The following is a 17,541-nucleotide window of genomic DNA, read 5'->3' as shown; positions in this document are numbered from 1 at the left end:
TGAAGCCATGACCGACTGCATTTTTTGCAAAATCGCCAGCAAAGAAGTCAACGCCCGCATCGTCTTTGAAAACGAGCGCGTGGTGGCTTTCCACGACTTATTTCCGGCGGCGCCAACACACCTGTTGGTGATCCCCAAGCAGCATTACACCACCCTCAATGACGTCCCAGCGAGCGAGGCGCTTATTCTGGGTGAACTGATGACCACGGCCAGCCAGCTCGCTGCCGATTTAGGCGTGGCCGAGGACGGCTATCGGGTAGTGATGAACTGCAATGGCAACGGCGGCCAGAGCGTCTACCACATCCATTTGCACCTGCTAGCTGGGCGCAAACTCACGTGGCCACCGGGGTGAATCATGCGCCAATTATCACTGATCGATAAAATTATTGGCGAGGCCGATCAAGTCCTGCGCACTCTGGCGCGCGGGGCTGCCGTGGCTCAGCGACCCTCGCCGGCGGGCTCGCAAGCGGAAGCCGGTTTAAGCGCCGATGAACGCCGCCAAGTCGCCGGTTTTATGCGTGTGAACCACACGGGCGAGGTCTGTGCGCAGGCGTTGTATCAGGGGCAGGCATTGACCGCGAAATTGCCGCAGGTGCGCACGGATATGCAGCAAGCCGCCAGCGAAGAGGTGGATCATTTGGCCTGGTGCCAACAGCGCCTCGATGAGCTCGGCGCACCGACGAGTCGCTTAAATCCGCTGTTTTATGGCGCATCGTTTGCGGTGGGCGCACTGGCCGGTTTAGCGGGCGATAAATGGAGCTTAGGCTTTGTCGCCGCCACCGAAGCGCAGGTCTGCGCGCATTTGCAGGGGCATTTGAATCAGCTGCCGCTCAATGACAAACGCACGCGCGCGGTGCTGGCGCAGATGCACAGCGATGAAGCTGAGCATCGGCAAATGGCCATTGATGCCGGTGCCGCTGAGCTACCGGCGCCGGTGCAACAGGCCATGAGCGTGATGGCAAAAGTCATGACCGGCACCACGTATTATGTCTAGCACCGGCCACTAAGCGCTTAAACCGGCGTTTCAACAATCTCGTAATCGTGGGTAATTTCCACGCCGCCCGCTTGCAGCATGATCGATGCGGAGCAGTACTTCTCCGCTGACAACGACACCGCGCGCTTCACGTGCGCCTCGTTGAGGCCCACGCCTTCGACAATAAAATGCACATGGATTTTGGTGAACACCGCCGGCACCGCATCGGCACGCTCGGCATCGAGCACGGCCTCGCAGCGCGTGACCTGCTGACGCGATTTTTTCAGCATCGTCATCACATCAAATGAGGTACAGCCGCCCATGCCCATCAGCATCAGCTCCATGGGGCGCGCGCCTTTATTGAGGCCGCCAAGCTCGGCGGGGCCGTCCATCACCACCGAATGACCACTGCCAGATTCAGCACGGAAACTGACCTCGCCCTGCCACTGAATACGTGCTTGCATGCTTACTCCTAAGCTCAATTCGTGAGCCTGAAAATCATTAAAATGTGCCGCTAAATGACCCGCTCAGGGCGGGCTCAGCGAAATAAATTGGCCAAGGCCTCGCCCGGCTCGGGTGCGCGCATAAACGCCTCGCCGACCAAAAAGCCCTGCACGCCGTGCTCGCGCATCAAGGCCACATCGGCGGGTGTGCTGATGCCACTTTCGGCGATTACTGTGCGCCCCGCCGGGATCTCGCCGAGCAGATCGAGCGTGTTATTGAGCGAGACCTCAAAGCTGTGCAAATTGCGATTATTGATGCCCACTAGCGGGCTACCAATGGGTAAGGCGCGCAGCAACTCGGCGCGATCATGCACTTCAATCAACACATCCATGCCCTGTTCGCGCGCGCAAGCGTGCAGCTCATTGAGCTGGGCATCGGAGAGCGCCGCGACAATCAGCAACACGCAATCTGCGCCAATGCCGCGCGCCTCAATGATCTGATAGGGGTCATACAAAAAGTCTTTGCGGATCACTGGCAGGTCGCAGGCAGCCCGTGCTTGCTTGAGGTAGTCATCGCTGCCTTGGAAAAAATCGACATCGGTAAGCACCGACAAACACGCCGCGCCACCGGCCTGATATGACTCTGCAATGGCGGCGGGCTGAAAGTCGGCACGAATCACGCCCTTCGACGGCGAGGCTTTTTTGATCTCGGCAATCACGCCCGACTGCCCGCTCGCAATGCGGCCTTGCAGCGCTGCCGTAAAGCCACGCACAGCATCAGCGGCGCCGGCAAATTCCTCCTGATCAGCAAGGCTAAACCGCTTGCGACGCGCCGCGACTTCCTCGCGTTTACGCGCCATGATGTTATCGAGAATAGTGCTCACGCGGGAGTCTCCTCTGCGCGCAAGGCACGCGTAAATAAACGCAGATCATTGAGCTTTTCGAGGGCCTGACCACTGCTCATTAAGTCATCGGCAAAGGCCACGCCCTGCGCCCACGTTTGGCAAATACCAGCAACATAAATCGCCGCACCGGCATTGAGCGCAATGATGCTCGCGGCTTTTTCGGCCGCCGGTGTGCGGCGCTTACCAAGCGCGTCCTGAATCAACGCCAGCGACTCAGCCGAGTCCGCCACACTCAAGCCCACCAAGCTCGTGCTGTCTACGCCCAGCGACTCCGGCGTGATGACATACTCTTTGACTTCGCCATTTTTTAATTCCGCCACGCGCGTGGGCGTGGCCAGCGACACCTCATCGAGGCCGTCATTGGCGCACACCACCAGCGCATGCACGCTGCCCAAACGCATCAGCACCTCGGCCATGGGGCGACACAAGGCTGGGTTAAACACACCAACGACTTGGCGCTGCACATAGGCGGGATTGGTGAGCGGGCCGAGCAAATTAAACAGCGTGCGAATGCCCACAGCTTGGCGCGCGGCCACAGCATGCTTCATGGCGCTGTGATGATTGACGGCAAACAAAAAGCCAACACCGACCTCGTTGATGCAGCGCGCCACCTGCTCGGCAGTTATGTTTAAGTTCACGCCGGCGGCTTCGAGCAAATCGGCGCTACCACTTTTCGATGACACCGCGCGATTACCATGTTTAGCCACCCGCGCACCGGCGGCGGCGACCACCATGGCGGCGGCGGTTGAAACATTAAACAGGTTCGCGCCATCGCCGCCGGTACCAACAATATCGACAATATGAGGATGCTCGGCGAGCGTCACCGGCGTGGCCAGCTCACGCATCACTCGCGCGGCACCCTCAATCTCATCAATCGCCTCGCCCTTCATGCGCAAGGCCACCAACAGCGCGGCAATCTGTGCATCGGCCAGCTCGCCTTGCATGAGCGCGCGCATGATCTGCTGCATCTCATCGCTGCTTAAATCGATGCGCTCAACCAAGCGCCCCAGAGCGTCTTTGATGTTCATCGGGTCTGTTCCAAAAAGTTTTTCAGCAGCGCGTGGCCCTGCTCACTGAGAATGGACTCGGGATGAAATTGCACGCCTTCCACCGCCAGCGTTTTGTGGCGCAAGCCCATGATTTCATCGCGACTGCCATCGGCATGTTGGGTCCAGGCCGTGACCTCCAAACAATCCGGCAGCGTCTCGGCGCGCACCACTAACGAGTGGTAACGCGTGGACACCAGCGGATTATTGAGGCCGCTAAAAACACCCGCGTTGGCGTGAAAAACTGGCGAGGTTTTGCCGTGCATGACTTGCCGCGCGCGCACCACCTCGCCGCCAAAATACTGACCGATGCTTTGATGCCCTAAGCACACGCCAAGCATGGGGATCTGCCCAGCAAAGCGCTCAATGAGCGGGATCGAAATACCGGCTTCATTGGGCGTGCACGGCCCGGGGGAAATAACCAAGCGCGCGGGCGCCAGCTCAGCAATTTGCTCGAGCGTGATGTCATCGTTGCGAAACACCCGCACCTCCTCGCCCAGCTCGCCAAAATACTGCACGAGGTTATAGGTGAAGGAGTCATAATTATCGATCATCAGCAGCATGGCTTAGCTCCCAAACCCAGTCGATGCCAGCTCAGCGGCTTTCATCAGGGCGCGCGCTTTATTTAAGGTTTCCATCCATTCGAGCTCAGGTACGGAGTCGGCGACCACGCCAGCGCCGGCTTGCACATGCATCTGGCCGTCTTTGAGCACGGCGGTGCGAATGGCAATCGCCGTGTCCATGGCGCCATTCCACGCCACATAGCCGACCGCGCCGCCATAGATGCCACGCTTGACCGGCTCGAGCTCATCGATAATTTCCATGGCGCGGACTTTCGGTGCGCCGGAGAGCGTGCCGGCCGGCAAGGTTGCGCGCAGCACATCGAGCGCTGTCACGTCGGGCCGCAATGTGGCTTCGACATTGGAGACGATATGCATGACATGCGAATAGCGTTCGATTTTCATTTTCTCGGTGAGTCGCACCTGACCGATCTGCGCGACACGACCCACGTCATTGCGGCCTAAATCGATGAGCATGAGATGCTCGGCAATCTCTTTGGGATCGGCCAATAACTCCGCTTCCAGCTCACGATCGCGCTCGGGCGTGGCGCCGCGTTTGCGCGTGCCGGCAATCGGCCGCACGGTGACTTGGCCATGCTCCACGCGCGCCAAAATCTCCGGACTGGAGCCAACAATATGAAAGTCGTCGCAATGCACAAAATACATATAGGGCGATGGATTCAGGTGGCGCAGCGCGCGATACAGCGACAACGGCGGCTGCACAAACGGCGCACTGAGACGCTGTGATGGCACCACCTGCATGACATCGCCGGCGAGCACATAATCCTTGATGCGATTTACGCCCGCCTTAAAGTCGGCCTCAGGGAAGCTCGAGACAAAATCGGCCTCCGTAGTGATGTGTCCAGGCTGAAAGGCATCGGGCACGCTCAGGGGCTGACGCAGACTCGCCACCAGTGCATCGAGGCGCTGCTCGGCGACCACCAACGCGTCATCCTGCGATGGGTCGGCATGCACCACCAAGAGCACCGTGCCTTTGATGTTGTCAAACACCAAGACCTCATCGGAGACCATAAAGAAAATATCGGGGGTGCCAATGGGGTCGGGCTTGCTCACCGACGCCAAACGCGACTCCACGTAGCGCACCGTGTCGTAGGCAAAGTAGCCCACCAAGCCACCACTAAAACGTGGCAAATGCGCGAGCTCCGGCACGCGGTAACGCTCGCGAAACTCATCGACAAAGGCCAGCGGGTCATCGCTGGTGAATTGCTCGAGCACCGCGCCATCGCGCGTGATGTCGACCTGATGGCCACGGATACGCAACACCGTGCGCGCCGGCAAACCGATCATCGAGTAACGCCCCCACTGCTCGCCGCCTTGCACCGACTCAAATAAATAGGTGTAAGGCGCGTTCGCCACTTTCAGGTAGCACGACAATGGCGTGTCGAGGTCGGCAAGGATTTCGCGCACCACCGGGATGCGGTTATAGCCTTGGGCGGCGAGTTCGGCAAAAACGTCAGCGTTCATGGGGCTTAGAGCATCTCGGCGAGGGTGGCGACCACACGATCGGGCGCGCAGGCGGTAATGGTTTCGCCGTGATTATAGCCATAGGGTAGCGCCAGCACACGCACGCCGGCAGCTTTTGCGGCATCCACGTCATTGCGCGAGTCGCCGACCATCAGGGCGCGCTCAGCACTCACCGAAAAATGTCGCAGCGCATGTTGCAACGGCTCCGGGTGCGGCTTTTTATGGGTCAATGAATCACCGCCCAGCACGAGGCTGAAGTAGCGACTGAGATCGAGGGCATCGAGCAGATTATTGGCCGGCTTAAGCGGCTTATTGGTGATGCACGCCAGCGCGATGCCCTGCTCGCTGGCGGCATCGAGAAACGCGCGCACGCCCGGATACACGGTGCTGACTTCGCAGACCGAATCTTCGTAGCGCCGCATAAACGCCGCCAGCAATTGCTCACTCTCCACGTGGCGCTGAGCGCTGCTATCGCCCGGTGGCAACACGTGTTGCAGAGCAACGTCCATGAGTCGAGCGGCACCACGACCAATGCCGTGACGCACGAGCTCGTCGCTGACTGGCGGCAAGGCCAGGTCGTCGAGGGCGCGATTGAGCGAGAGCGCAATGTCGGCAGCGCTATCGACCAAGGTGCCATCGAGATCGAGCATGATGAGCGCGGGCAAGCCGGAAAACCAGCGGTTGAGTTCATGCATGGGATGCTCCAAATAAGCGTCGAGGTGCAGATACAGTAACGGCAAATGCCTCGCGCTAGGCTTTTTTCGCGAGCGCGAGCTCGGCGCGCATGGCGGCAATGGCCTCGGCGTAATTCGGCGCATTAAAAATTGCCGAGCCCGCCACAAACATATCGGCGCCGGCCTCGGCAATCTCACGGATATTTTTCGCACTCACGCCGCCATCGATCTCCAGACGGATATCGCGACCCGAGGCGGCAATACGCGCCCGCGCCTCGCGCAGCTTCGCCAACGTGCCGGGAATAAACGCCTGGCCGCCAAAGCCTGGGTTCACGCTCATCAGCAAAATGACATCGACTTTATCCATCACATAGTCGAGATAATACAGTGGCGTACCGGGGTTAAACACCAGCCCGCACTGCGCACCGCCGCTGCGTATCAGCTGCAATGAACGATCGATATGATCGGAAGCCTCCGGGTGAAAAGTGATGATGCTGGCGCCGGCCTCAATAAAATCGCCGATCAGCCGATCGACTGGGCGCACCATCAAATGCGCATCGATGGGTGCGGTGACGCCGTATTTGCGCAGCGCCTGGCAGACCATCGGACCGATGGTCAGATTCGGCACATAGTGGTTATCCATGACATCGAAATGCACGACATCGGCACCGGCCTCCAACACAGCGTCGACCTCGGCACCGAGACGTGCGAAATCAGCGGATAAAATGGATGGGGCAATTAAAAAGTCGCTCATAGCAATCTCGGTAGTCTTAAATGTCATTAGCGCGAATGGCAGCATCGAGCTCGTGCAGGCGTTGTGGCGTGCCAACATCGACCCATGGGCCGGCGAAATACTCGCCGCTCGCACGCCCAGTAGCGATGGCATCGCGTAGTAAAGGCGCCAAGGGCCGCACGCCTTGGCTTAAACCCTGAAACAAGCTAGGACAATACACGGCCAGACCGGCATAGGTGAAGGCTGAATCGGCCGACTTCGGCATCAACACGGCGTGCTCGTCTGCCGTTGCTGCACCGATGCCCTGCAAGCCAAAGTCGCCGGCTGGGTTGTGCGCGGGGTTATCGACCAAGACCAGGTGCGCCTGTTTGCCGGGCGCGAGCGCGGTGCGCAGCGTGGTCATGTGATAGCGCAGCCAAATATCGCCATTGACTAATAAAAATGGCTCATGGCCAAGCAGTGGCAAGGCTCGCACGATACCGCCCGCAGTCTCCAAGGGCTGCCCCGCCGGCTCATGCGACCAGTGAATTTTCAAGCCAAAGCGCTGACCATCGCCGAGTGCCGCTTCAAGCTTGTCGCCTAGCCACGCGGTATTGATGACCACCTCGCGAATGCCCGCCGCCCGCAACGCTTGCAAGTGCCAAACGATCAATGGCTTACCGCCGACCTCTAATAACGGCTTCGGCGTGTGCTCGGTGAGCGGGCGCATGCGCGTGCCGAGACCGGCCGCCAAAATCATCGCCTTCACAAATACGCCGCCAACAGAGGACTGGGTTGGCGCGCCAGATACGTCGGCAGCAGCCGCACGAGCAACGCGCGTAACGGCGCAAACTCGGCGTATGGCGCGAGCTCATCAAGCAGGTAGCGATAGACCAGCGGCATATCATTCAGGTAGCCATGCTTGCCGTCGCGAATACTCAGGCGCGCAAAAATACCCAACACCTTCAGATGACGCTGCGCGGCCATGAGGTCACACCAGCGCGTAAATGTGACCAAGCTCACGCTGCGATCGAGCTTGCCGGTCTGCTGCAATTGCCGATGAAACTGCGCGATCCAGCGCGCCACATCGGTTGCCGGCCACGCCACATAGGCATCGCGCAGTAGCGACATGAGGTCGTAGGTCATCGGGCCAGTCACCGCATCTTGAAAGTCGATGATGCCGAGCTCGCCCTCGGGCGTCAGCATGAGGTTGCGCGAATGAAAATCGCGATGCACAAAGCCGGTGGGCTGCTCAGCAATCGCATCGGCCAGTAGCGCAAACTGCGCATCGAGCTCGGCCGCCTCAGCCGCACTCAGCTCCATGCCCAATAGTTGCGGAATAAACCAATCGCTGAGCAGGCGCATCTCGGTCATCAGGCGCGCATGGTCATAGGCGGGCAAGGCGTAATTGCTCGGCGCGGGGCAGTCGAGCATGTCGATAATCGCCGTCATCGCCGCGCCATAAAGCGTGTTTACCGATGCCTCGCTGAGCTCAGTGCCGAGCAAGGTGTCGCCTAAATCGCTAAGCAACATAAAACCCTGACTCGATGACCACGCCAGCACCTGCGGCACACAAAGACCGTGGTCGTGGAGCGCGCCGGCTATCGCCACAAACGGATGGCAATCTTCTTTTTCCGGCGGCGCATCGACTGCGATCAGACTGCCCTGCGCATAGGCTTGGCGAAAATAGCGGCGAAAGCTGGCATCGCCAGAAATCATCGTCAATGAACCCGAGGCGGCTGGCCACTGCGGCTGGCCTTTATGCCAAGCCTGCAGCCATTGCGCGAGCTGTTGCGCGCGATCATCTGAGCTCATTGCGGGATTTTCCTAGCTGAAAGGGGGTCATTGATTCTATTATCCCCTAAATCCTGATGCGACCCCTGCTTGCGCGCCATGACAAATAAAACCGTAAAACCTGCCGCCATGGCATGTGCTTTTCCGCTCGCCCCGCTCGTTGTGGCGCTACTCGCCGTGCCGACCCTTAGTTTGGCCGCGGCCCCAAGTAGCGTGGCCACGCGCTTAGGCTGGCTTAGTGCTAGTGACATCGCGCAGTTGCCCGACGCCGATAAGCCGCCCATGGATGCCACCTGCCAAGGCGCATGGGCAACCCCCGTGCCGCTCAATACGCCACTGGGCGACATTGATGTCAGCAATATTGAAGCGCTGGCGAACTCCTTAAGTTACGACGATGCCGGCGGCACTGAGCTCAGCGGCGGCGTGCGCATTGCCCAAGGCGGGCGACTGCTTGAGGCCGACAGCGGCAGCATTTCGCAAGACCGCAACTTTGGTCGCTTCGATGGCAATGTCCGCATTGCACAGCCGGGCGTGCTGCTGACCGGCGAACAAGCGGTGGTCAATATAAACACCAGCGCCGGCCAGTTGTTGAGCAGCGAATTTGTCTCGCAAGCCATGCACGCCCACGGTCGAGCCGAGCGTATCCGCCGTTTTAGTGATGGCGTGCTGATCATTGATCGCGGCATTTACACCACCTGTGCGCCGGGCAGTCGCGTCTGGTCATTTGAAGCAAAAGACATCGAGCTCAATCCCAATACCGGCGTTGGCGAGGTCTACAGCGCTAAGCTGCGCATCCACGATGTGCCGATTTTATACCTGCCGTATTTCCGCTTTCCCATCGATGATCGTCGCCAAAGCGGCTTGCTAATCCCGCGCTTTGGCAACACCAACGACGGCGGCTTTGATCTGTCCTTGCCGATTTATTTAAATATTGCCCCGCAAGTCGATGCCACCGTGACACCGCGCCTGCTGAGCTCGCGTGGCGCCATGCTGGAAACCGAAACGCGCTATTTGACGAAAAACTTTGGCAGCGGTGAACTGCAAGCGGCCATTTTGCCGAATGACCAAAAAACTGGTGATGACCGCAAGTCTGCCTCGCTAAACCAGCGCGCCGACTGGGAAAATGGCTGGCGCGCGCGCACCTCGCTGAATTATGTGTCGGATAATTTTTACTTCACCGACTTAGGCACCGACCTCAATCTGGCTAACCAAACGCACCAAGAGCGTATTGGTGAGGTGTTCTACGACACCCCCGATTGGCATTTCGTCGCGCGTGCGCAGGGCTTTCAAACCATCGACCCCGATTTGCTTGATGTCGACAAGCCTTACGCGCGAGTGCCTCAGCTATTGGTTAGCAGCGAACGCGATCGCCTGCCGGGTTGGCAGCGTGGCCTGCGTGCTGAAGTGGCACGCTTTCAGCGCACTATCGACGATGGCAGCGCACCCGAGATCAACGGCACGCGCATCCGCCTCGACCCCGAGATTCGCTACGATTATTCGCAACCATGGGGCTATGTGCGACCCGCCGCCAAGCTCAGCCATCTAAACTATTCGCTCGATGGCGACGGCGTGACGGGGCGTGACAATCGCAGCATCACCGTGCCCACGCTAAGTCTCGACACCGGGCTTATTTTTGAGCGCTTTGCCAATGATGGCAGCTCACAAGTCCTCGAGCCGCGCCTGTATTATTTGTATGCGCCCAACCGCGACCAAAGCCAGCTGCCGAACTTCGACAGCGCCGTCACCACGTTTAGCTATGATCAGCTTTTCCGCGATTCGCGCTTCTCCGGTGGCGACCGTATTGACGATGCCAATCAGGTCGCTGTTGGCCTCACCTCGCGCTGGCTCGACAGCGATGGCTTTGAGCATTTGCAAACGTCATTGGGCCAAATCGTCTATTTCCGTGATCGCCAAGTACGCCTTGACCCCTTCACCACGCCCGTCGACACCAGCGCTACCTCAAGCTATGCCGGCAATGTGACGTTGCGCGCTAACGAAGAAACCAGCTTTTTTGCCGACATGCTGATGGACTCTGAAGGTGGCAAATTATCGCAATACAGCGTCGGCGCGAGCTATCTGCCCAACACCGGCGACCGCTTATATAACGCCGGCTACCGCTTCCGCCGCGATGACCCAAGCATTGGCCAAAAGGCCGTCAGCCAGACGCAACTGTCGTTCGTTCAACCCATGGGCCCGAACTGGAAAGTCATGGGCTTATGGAATTACGACATCAAGGAAAAAGAATCACAAGAAGCCTTGTTTGGCGTATCGTACGAGGCTTGCTGTTGGCAAGTTCGGCTCTTTAAACGCAGCTTTATTGCCGATGCAGCAGCCAATAACAGCCCCACGTCGGATCGCAGTCGCGACGCGGTATTTATTGAAATCGTGCTCAAAGGCTTGGCCGGCTTTGGCACAAATGTAGACACGCTGTTTGAACAAAACGTGTTTGGTTACAACCAGCTAGAACACAAAAAGGAAGGTTTTTAATGCGGCGCACCCTGCTGGCACTGACGTGCCTAACCCCCTTGCTCACCGGCGTGACACACGCGGCAACACCTGTCGATCAGGTCGCGGTTATTGTTAATGATGGCGTGATTTTAAAGTCTGACGTGGAAGCACGCATCAGCGATCTGCGCTTTCAAGCCCAGCAACGTGGCGGCGCCGTGCCAGCCGATCAGCAGCTGTTTAACACCGCCCGCGAGCAGCTGATCATGGAAAACCTGCAGTTGCAGCTGGCCACACGCAACGGCATTCGTCCCGATGACAACGCGGTGAATGCGGCAATTGCGAACCTAGCCAAACAAAACAATCTCAGCCTCGATGCATTTCGCGCGCAACTCGACAGCACGCCCGGCACCTCGTTTGCTTATTTGCGCAATGCCATTGCCCGTGAGCAGGTCATTGAGCGGATGCGCCAACGCCGCATGAATGATCGCATCAGCATTTCTGAGGCCGATATTAATCAGTTCATGGCCACCCCTGCAGGTGTTGAGCTCAACCGCCAGCTCGATGTGCAACTCGACAAAGCCCCAGCGAAGGCGCCGGAGCCGCAAGCGCCAGTCCTCGAGTATTTGCTGACACAAGTCTTAGTGCCCGTTGAAGAAGGCACTAATGCCGCAGAGCAGATTCGTCTGGCCGACATCGCACAGCAGCTGCTGCGTTTGCAGATGCAAAATATGTCGCCCGAGCAAGCCATTGATAGCTTCAAAGGTAAGGCGCCCGAGGCCGCCATTGAGCCGCTCGGATGGCGTGGTGAAGCGCAAGTACCTGACTTATTGCTTGCGCCATTGGAGCGACAATTAGCCGGCGGTGAACCCGAACTGACTCGTTCGCCGCGTGGCTGGCATTTACTCTGGCTGCTTGATCGTCGCGAAAAGCGCAGCCCAGAAAACCTGCTGCCGCCACCACCGCCAGTGCCCACCACCGTGGTCAAACAGCGCGAAGTCCGTCACATTCTCATGCGCCCCAACGATTTGCAGTCCAGCGAAGATATTCGCGAAGCCATGAATGTGATGTATAAAAAGCTCAAAAATGGCGCCGATTTTAGCGAGTTAGCACGTTTAAAATCACAAGATCCAGGGTCGGCCGTAAAAGGTGGCGAACTTGGCTGGGTATCGCCCGGCGACATGGTGCCCGAGTTTGATCGAATGATTGGCTTAACGCCGATTGGCGGCCTCAGCCAACCCTTTCAAAGCAGCTTTGGCTGGCATATTTTGCGTGTCGATGGTGAGCGTGAAAAAGACATGCGCGAGACCGTTTTGCGTGATCGTGCCAAGCAAATTTTGTTTGCTCGCGCCTACGATGAAGAGCTAGGCGCTTGGCTGCGCGAGCTACGCGCTGAGGCCTACGTTGACTTCCGCGGTGGCCGCTAAGCCCGAGCAGAGCGCTTCGGCGCCTGCGCGCTTAGCGTTAACGCCCGGCGAACCGGCCGGCATTGGCCCCGATCTGCTCGTACAGATTGCTCAGGGTGACTGGCCGGCGCAACTCATTGCCATTACCGATAGTGCTTTGCTGCAACGCGCAGCGAATCGCCTACGGCTGCCCCTGCGGCTGAACAGCTGGCAGCCCAATGCACCGCGCACTGTGCATGAGCCCGGGCATTTATGGGTCTGCGAAACGCCATTGCCGGCACCGGAGCAGCCCGGCCAACTCAACACCGCACTGGTTCCCGCCGTGCTCGCCTCACTAACGCGCGCTTGCGATGGCTGCTTAACTGGCGACTTTGATGCGCTGGTGACCGCGCCTATTCATAAAGCCGTGATCAATGACGCCGGCGTGGCGTTTAGCGGCCACACCGAGTTTTTGCAGGCGCGCTGTGACGTGGCGCGCGTGGTGATGATGCTGACCTGCCCGGGCCTGCGCGTGGCTTTAGCGACCACGCATTTGCCGCTACGCGAGGTGGCCGATGCCATCACGCCTGAGCGCCTCACCCAAGTCTTGCGTATTTTGCACGATGATTTGCGCACGAAGTTTGGCATCAGCGCGCCACGCATTTATGTCTGCGGCCTGAATCCGCACGCCGGCGAAGGCGGGCATTTGGGGCGCGAAGAAATCGAGGTCATTGAGCCTACATTGGCCACATTGCGTGCCGAAGGCATGGATCTCATTGGGCCATTACCCGCCGACACGCTGTTTACGCCGCAGCACCTTGAACACGCCGATGCCGTGTTGGCGATGTACCATGACCAAGGTCTGCCGGTGCTCAAACACGCCGGCTTTGGCCATGCCGTGAACATCACGCTGGGCCTGCCGATTATTCGCACCTCGGTCGATCACGGCACGGCGCTGAGTTTGGCCGGTACCGGTCAGGCCCACGCCGGCAGTTTGCAGGCGGCCATTCACGAGGCCTTAGCGATGCTCAGCACCAGCAAACCCACGACCTCGCACGCGTCTGTATAATTGCGGCTTCATTTGCCGCGGCCATCGCCCAGCACACAGGACATATCCATGAATGCACCGCGCCAAAAGCGCCGCCCCGCGGGCAAGGCCGTTGAGGGTCACGTTGCCCGCAAACGCTTCGGCCAAAACTTTCTGCACGATGAGCGCGTAATTGCCCAAATCGTCGCCAGCTTCGCGCCGATTCCTGGCCAATCGGTGGTGGAAATTGGCCCGGGCTTGGCGGCGCTCACCAAGGTTTTATTGCCTGCTGTGGAGCGCCTACAAGTCATCGAGCTCGATCGCGATTTAGCCGCGCGCCTGCCGAACACACTGGCCGGCCTCGGTGAGCTAATCATCCACGAGGGCGATGCGCTGAAGTTTGATTTCACCCGCATTGCCAGCTCGGAGACGCCCATCCGCGTGATTGGCAACCTGCCTTACAACATCTCCACGCCGCTGATTTTTCACCTGCTCAGCCACAGCGAGCTGATTGTCGACATGACCTTTATGCTGCAAAAAGAAGTGATTGATCGACTCTGCGCGGGTCCCGGCGACTCCGCCTATGGCCGCCTCAGCGTGATGACGCAATATCGCTGCCTGCCCGAATGGCTGTTTGATGTGCCACCGGAGGCGTTTAATCCGCCGCCGAAAGTCATGTCAGCGATCATCCGCCTAACGCCACACGCCGCGCTGCCACACCCCTGCCGCGATGAAAAACTGCTTGGCGAGGTGGTTGGAACCGCCTTTACCATGCGCCGAAAAACCCTACGCAATGCGCTGGGCAAATACCCCTTAAATGCCCTCGAAAGCGCTGGCGTGAACTTAGGCGCTCGCCCAGAAACGCTGTCGGTGGCAGACTATGTGGCTATTACTCACGCCCTGCTGGATGAGCCAACATGAGCCAATCCGTACACGCCCTCGATGAACGCGGCATTAGCGTCTCGGTGCGCAGCGAATACTTAGCCGAACCATCGAGCCCGAGCGATCAGCGCTATGTGTTTGCCTACCACATTCGCATTGAAAACCAAGGCAAGCGCACCGTACGCCTGCTCACGCGGCACTGGATCATCACCAATAGCGAGTCACGCGTGCAGGAAGTTCGCGGTGATGGCGTGATTGGCGAGCAGCCCGTGTTGGCGCCGGGCGAGTTTTTTGAATACACCAGCGGCACCGTCATCGAGACACCAGTGGGCAGCATGCACGGCTCCTACGGCATGCTCGATGAGATCGGCGAGCGCTTCGAGTCGCCGATCCCAGCCTTCACATTGGCCATTCCCCGCGTTTTAAACTGATGCGCCACTTTGTCATTGGCGACGTGCAGGGCTGTCGGGCCGCGCTCGAGGACTTGCTCACGCGCATCGATTTTGATGCCACCAATGACCAACTCATTTTTGCCGGCGACTTAGTTGCGCGAGGGCCTGATTCGCTAGGCACCTTGCGGCTGATCAAAGGTCTTGCCGCCCGCACCGTGCTCGGCAATCACGATTTGCATTTACTCGCGGCGTTTCATGGCCACGCCAGTGTGAAGCCGAAAGATCGCACGCAGGCCGTGCTCGACGCGCCCGATGCAGCGGAGCTGATGGCCTGGCTGCAGCAACAGCCTGTGCTGATAACGCTGCCCACGGGCGACGTCCTGACGCACGCCGGCCTGCCGCCGCGGTGGACAGTCGCGCAAGCGCAAGCGCTAAGCAGTGAAGTCGAAAATGCCCTGCGCAGCCCCCATGCCAACGCCTTTTTCGCCGCCATGTATGGCAATGAACCCAGTACGTGGCACGACGATCTCACCGGCCCCGAGCGCCTGCGCGTCATCACCAACCATTTCACTCGCATGCGGCTTATTAGCGCCAATGGCCAGCTCAACTTTCAACACAAAGCCGGCAATGAACATCTTCCCGAGGGCTTCAAAGCCTGGTTTGACTGGCCCACGGTGCGCCCCGCCGGCGAGCGCGTGTTTTTCGGTCATTGGGCCGCACTCGAAGGCATCACGCAGACACCACAAGCCATCGCGCTCGATACCGGCTGCGTCTGGGGCCGCCACCTAACAGCCTATTGCCTAGAAACCGGCGAGCGCTTCATCAGCACGCCGGGGCTGCAATGAGCCCGCGCATTTATGAGGTGGGCGGCGCCGTGCGTGATGCACTGCTCGGCCTGCCCGTGCACGACATCGACTACGTGGTGGTCGGTGCCACACCAGACTGGTTACTAACGCAAGGCTATCGCCAAGTCGGTCAGGACTTTCCGGTGTTTTTGCACCCCAACACACAAGCCGAATACGCGCTGGCCCGCACCGAGCGCAAACGCGGCAGCGGCTATCACGGCTTTATCTGTGACTTTCACCCCGAGGTCACGCTTGAGGCTGACCTTGAGCGACGCGACCTGACCATCAACGCCATGGCCAAAGGCGACGATGGCGCGATCATTGATCCCTATGGCGGCCAGCGCGATTTGCGCGCCAAAGTATTGCGTCATGTCTCACCGGCCTTTGCTGAAGACCCTTTGCGCGTACTGCGTGTGGCGCGTTTTGCCGCGCGTTTTGCGCCCTTAGGCTTTCGCATCGCCGATGACACGCTGGCGCTCATGCACCAACTCAGCGGCGAGCTCGCCACGCTCACGCCCGAGCGCATCTGGCAAGAAACCGAACGCGCGCTAATGAGCACCGACCCCGCCACGTATGTGCAGGTATTGCGTGACTGCGGCGCGCTCAAGGTCTGCTTTCCCGAGGTCGACGCCCTCTTTGGTGTACCCCAGCGCGCGGATTTTCATCCCGAAATAGACACCGGCCTACACACGCTGATGGCGTTGACACAGGCCGCCAAATTGCACGCCTCCAGCGCCGTACGCTTTGCCGTGTTGGTGCATGATCTGGGCAAGGCCATCACGCCTGCTACGCTGCTGCCGCGCCACAGTGGCCACGAAGTGCGCGGCCTGCCCTTGATCGATGCGCTGTCTGCGCGCCTGAAAGTGCCGGCCGCGCATCAGACCTTAGCGCGCTTAGTTGGCGAGTTTCATCTCGACTGCCATCGCGCCACCAGCCACACGCCCGAGGCCATCTTAACTCGCCTTACGCGGCTGGATGTCTGGCGCCGACCCGAGCGTTTTGTTGAGTTTTTAACGGCCTGCGAGGCCGATGCGCGCGGGCGAGCCGGCTTTGAGCAGACGCCGTATTGGCAGCGTGATTTTTGGCAGCAGGCCGCTGCGGTCTGTCATATCGACAATGCCGCGCTGCTTGCGCAAGGCTATCGCGGCGCGCAGATGGCCGAGGCCATTTATGGCCAGCGCCTGCAGCGACTCACCGATTTTTTACGCGATTGGCAGAAGGCTCATGACTGATACCCCAGTAGCACTGATTACCGGCGCCGCGAAACGCGTTGGCGCGGCGATTGCCGAGCAGCTGCATGGCCTCGGTTGGCGCGTGCTGGTGCATTGCCATCGCAGCGAAAGCGACGCCCAAGCGCTTTGCCAACGGCTCAATGCCGCGCGGGCTGATTCCGCGCATTACCTCATCGCCGACTTGGCCGATGCCACCGCCGTAGAGACGCTCGCCGAGCAGGCGCAGACGCACTGGGGCCGACTCGATGCATTGGTCAATAACGCCTCCAATTTCTACCCCACGGCATTTGGCGACGCTCGCCAGAGCGACTGGGATAGCTTGTTTGCGAGCAATGTCCGGGCGCCTTTTTTTCTCAGCCAAGCGCTCGTGCCCACGTTGGCGCGCAGTGGCGCCGGCGCCATCGTCAACATCATCGATATTCATGCCGAATACCCGCTGCAAGACCATAGCATTTATTGCATGGCGAAAGCCGCCAATGCCGCCATGACCCGCGCGCTAGCGAAAGAACTGGCACCAGCCATTCGCGTCAATGGCGTCTCGCCGGGCGCAATCGCCTGGCCGGAGGGCAGTGGCGAAATGAGCGAGGCCATGCAGGCGGAAATTTTGCGCAGCGTGCCCATGGGCCGCGTCGGCGGCGTGGCGGCAATTGCTGAGGCCGTGGTGTTTTTGCTCACCGGCACGGGCTATATCACGGGCCAGATCATAGCGGTCGATGGCGGCCGCAGCGTGTGGGGCTAAGC

The 17,541-nt window shown here is 59.5% G+C and carries 19 protein-coding genes; 10 read left to right on the top strand and 9 right to left on the bottom strand.

Annotated features, from left to right (window positions below; genetic code table 11):
• Nucleotides 1–7 precede the first annotated feature (7 nt).
• Nucleotides 8–352, top strand: coding sequence for a histidine triad nucleotide-binding protein (locus tag DFR26_RS02790; RefSeq protein ID WP_116207406.1), 345 nt, complete (start codon nucleotides 8–10; stop codon nucleotides 350–352).
• A gap of 3 nt (nucleotides 353–355) precedes the next feature.
• The gene (gene coq7, locus DFR26_RS02785; RefSeq protein ID WP_116207405.1) at nucleotides 356–994 is read left to right on the top strand and encodes a 2-polyprenyl-3-methyl-6-methoxy-1,4-benzoquinone monooxygenase; all 639 of its coding nucleotides are present in this window, start codon (nucleotides 356–358) and stop codon (nucleotides 992–994) included.
• 17 nt (nucleotides 995–1,011) lie between these two features.
• On the opposite strand, the gene DFR26_RS02780 is transcribed toward coq7, so the two are convergent.
• From DFR26_RS02780 to DFR26_RS02740, 9 genes are all read right to left on the bottom strand, one after another.
• Entirely contained in the window at nucleotides 1,012–1,437 is a 426-nt protein-coding gene (locus tag DFR26_RS02780) for an OsmC family protein (protein WP_116207404.1), read from the bottom strand.
• A gap of 74 nt (nucleotides 1,438–1,511) precedes the next feature.
• Nucleotides 1,512–2,300 (bottom strand): indole-3-glycerol phosphate synthase TrpC, encoded by a 789-nt coding sequence (gene trpC, locus DFR26_RS02775; RefSeq protein ID WP_281269868.1) that lies wholly within the window; start codon nucleotides 2,298–2,300, stop codon nucleotides 1,512–1,514.
• Nucleotides 2,297–3,349, bottom strand: a complete 1,053-nt coding sequence (gene trpD / locus DFR26_RS02770) for an anthranilate phosphoribosyltransferase (RefSeq protein ID WP_116207403.1) — start codon at nucleotides 3,347–3,349, stop codon at nucleotides 2,297–2,299. The genes trpC and trpD overlap by 4 nt, the downstream gene beginning before the upstream one ends.
• Nucleotides 3,346–3,930, bottom strand: coding sequence for an aminodeoxychorismate/anthranilate synthase component II (locus DFR26_RS02765; RefSeq protein ID WP_116207402.1), 585 nt, complete (start codon nucleotides 3,928–3,930; stop codon nucleotides 3,346–3,348). The genes trpD and DFR26_RS02765 overlap by 4 nt, the downstream gene beginning before the upstream one ends.
• Before the next feature lie 3 nt (nucleotides 3,931–3,933).
• Nucleotides 3,934–5,412 (bottom strand): anthranilate synthase component I, encoded by a 1,479-nt coding sequence (gene trpE, locus DFR26_RS02760; RefSeq protein ID WP_116207401.1) that lies wholly within the window; start codon nucleotides 5,410–5,412, stop codon nucleotides 3,934–3,936.
• A gap of 5 nt (nucleotides 5,413–5,417) precedes the next feature.
• Nucleotides 5,418–6,107 carry a phosphoglycolate phosphatase gene (locus tag DFR26_RS02755; RefSeq protein ID WP_181898960.1) on the bottom strand — a complete coding sequence of 230 codons (690 nt, stop codon included), beginning with the start codon at nucleotides 6,105–6,107 and terminating at the stop codon, nucleotides 5,418–5,420.
• 55 nt (nucleotides 6,108–6,162) lie between these two features.
• The gene (gene rpe / locus DFR26_RS02750) at nucleotides 6,163–6,840 is read right to left on the bottom strand and encodes a ribulose-phosphate 3-epimerase (RefSeq protein WP_116207399.1); all 678 of its coding nucleotides are present in this window, start codon (nucleotides 6,838–6,840) and stop codon (nucleotides 6,163–6,165) included.
• Between the two features lie 16 nt (nucleotides 6,841–6,856).
• The gene (gene murU, locus DFR26_RS02745) at nucleotides 6,857–7,567 is read right to left on the bottom strand and encodes an N-acetylmuramate alpha-1-phosphate uridylyltransferase MurU (RefSeq protein WP_116207398.1); all 711 of its coding nucleotides are present in this window, start codon (nucleotides 7,565–7,567) and stop codon (nucleotides 6,857–6,859) included.
• On the bottom strand, nucleotides 7,564–8,613 hold the full coding sequence (locus DFR26_RS02740; protein WP_116207397.1) for an aminoglycoside phosphotransferase family protein: 1,050 nt from the start codon (nucleotides 8,611–8,613) through the stop codon (nucleotides 7,564–7,566). Before DFR26_RS02740 ends, murU begins: the two co-directional genes overlap by 4 nt.
• A 78-nt stretch (nucleotides 8,614–8,691) precedes the next feature.
• Here DFR26_RS02740 and DFR26_RS02735 point away from each other — a divergent pair, with 78 nt between their 5' ends.
• Genes DFR26_RS02735 through DFR26_RS02700 form a run of 8 tightly spaced genes read left to right on the top strand, consistent with a single transcriptional unit; the run spans nucleotide 8,692 to nucleotide 17,539 of the window.
• On the top strand, nucleotides 8,692–11,079 hold the full coding sequence (locus DFR26_RS02735; RefSeq protein ID WP_116207396.1) for an LPS-assembly protein LptD: 2,388 nt from the start codon (nucleotides 8,692–8,694) through the stop codon (nucleotides 11,077–11,079).
• Nucleotides 11,079–12,464, top strand: coding sequence for a peptidylprolyl isomerase (locus tag DFR26_RS02730; protein WP_116207395.1), 1,386 nt, complete (start codon nucleotides 11,079–11,081; stop codon nucleotides 12,462–12,464). Before DFR26_RS02735 ends, DFR26_RS02730 begins: the two co-directional genes overlap by 1 nt.
• On the top strand, nucleotides 12,442–13,491 hold the full coding sequence (gene pdxA / locus DFR26_RS02725; RefSeq protein ID WP_245952990.1) for a 4-hydroxythreonine-4-phosphate dehydrogenase PdxA: 1,050 nt from the start codon (nucleotides 12,442–12,444) through the stop codon (nucleotides 13,489–13,491). Before DFR26_RS02730 ends, pdxA begins: the two co-directional genes overlap by 23 nt.
• 48 nt (nucleotides 13,492–13,539) lie before the next feature.
• Complete coding sequence (gene rsmA, locus DFR26_RS02720; RefSeq protein ID WP_116207393.1) at nucleotides 13,540–14,370, top strand: 16S rRNA (adenine(1518)-N(6)/adenine(1519)-N(6))-dimethyltransferase RsmA; 831 nt, start codon at nucleotides 13,540–13,542, stop codon at nucleotides 14,368–14,370.
• The gene (gene apaG / locus DFR26_RS02715; protein ID WP_116207392.1) at nucleotides 14,367–14,762 is read left to right on the top strand and encodes a Co2+/Mg2+ efflux protein ApaG; all 396 of its coding nucleotides are present in this window, start codon (nucleotides 14,367–14,369) and stop codon (nucleotides 14,760–14,762) included. Before rsmA ends, apaG begins: the two co-directional genes overlap by 4 nt.
• Nucleotides 14,762–15,568, top strand: a complete 807-nt coding sequence (locus tag DFR26_RS02710; protein WP_116207391.1) for a symmetrical bis(5'-nucleosyl)-tetraphosphatase — start codon at nucleotides 14,762–14,764, stop codon at nucleotides 15,566–15,568. The genes apaG and DFR26_RS02710 overlap by 1 nt, the downstream gene beginning before the upstream one ends.
• Nucleotides 15,565–16,800, top strand: a complete 1,236-nt coding sequence (locus tag DFR26_RS02705; RefSeq protein WP_116207390.1) for a multifunctional CCA addition/repair protein — start codon at nucleotides 15,565–15,567, stop codon at nucleotides 16,798–16,800. Before DFR26_RS02710 ends, DFR26_RS02705 begins: the two co-directional genes overlap by 4 nt.
• Nucleotides 16,793–17,539, top strand: a complete 747-nt coding sequence (locus DFR26_RS02700) for a pteridine reductase (protein WP_116207389.1) — start codon at nucleotides 16,793–16,795, stop codon at nucleotides 17,537–17,539. The genes DFR26_RS02705 and DFR26_RS02700 overlap by 8 nt, the downstream gene beginning before the upstream one ends.
• The last annotated feature ends 2 nt before the right edge of the window (nucleotides 17,540–17,541 follow it).

Origin of the sequence: Paraperlucidibaca baekdonensis, from assembly GCF_003387535.1 — a bacterium.
Classification (GTDB): domain Bacteria; phylum Pseudomonadota; class Gammaproteobacteria; order Pseudomonadales; family Moraxellaceae; genus Perlucidibaca; species Perlucidibaca baekdonensis.
The sequence above is the reverse complement of the archived record's forward strand: the minus strand, read 5'-3'. Positions and strand labels throughout refer to the sequence as shown.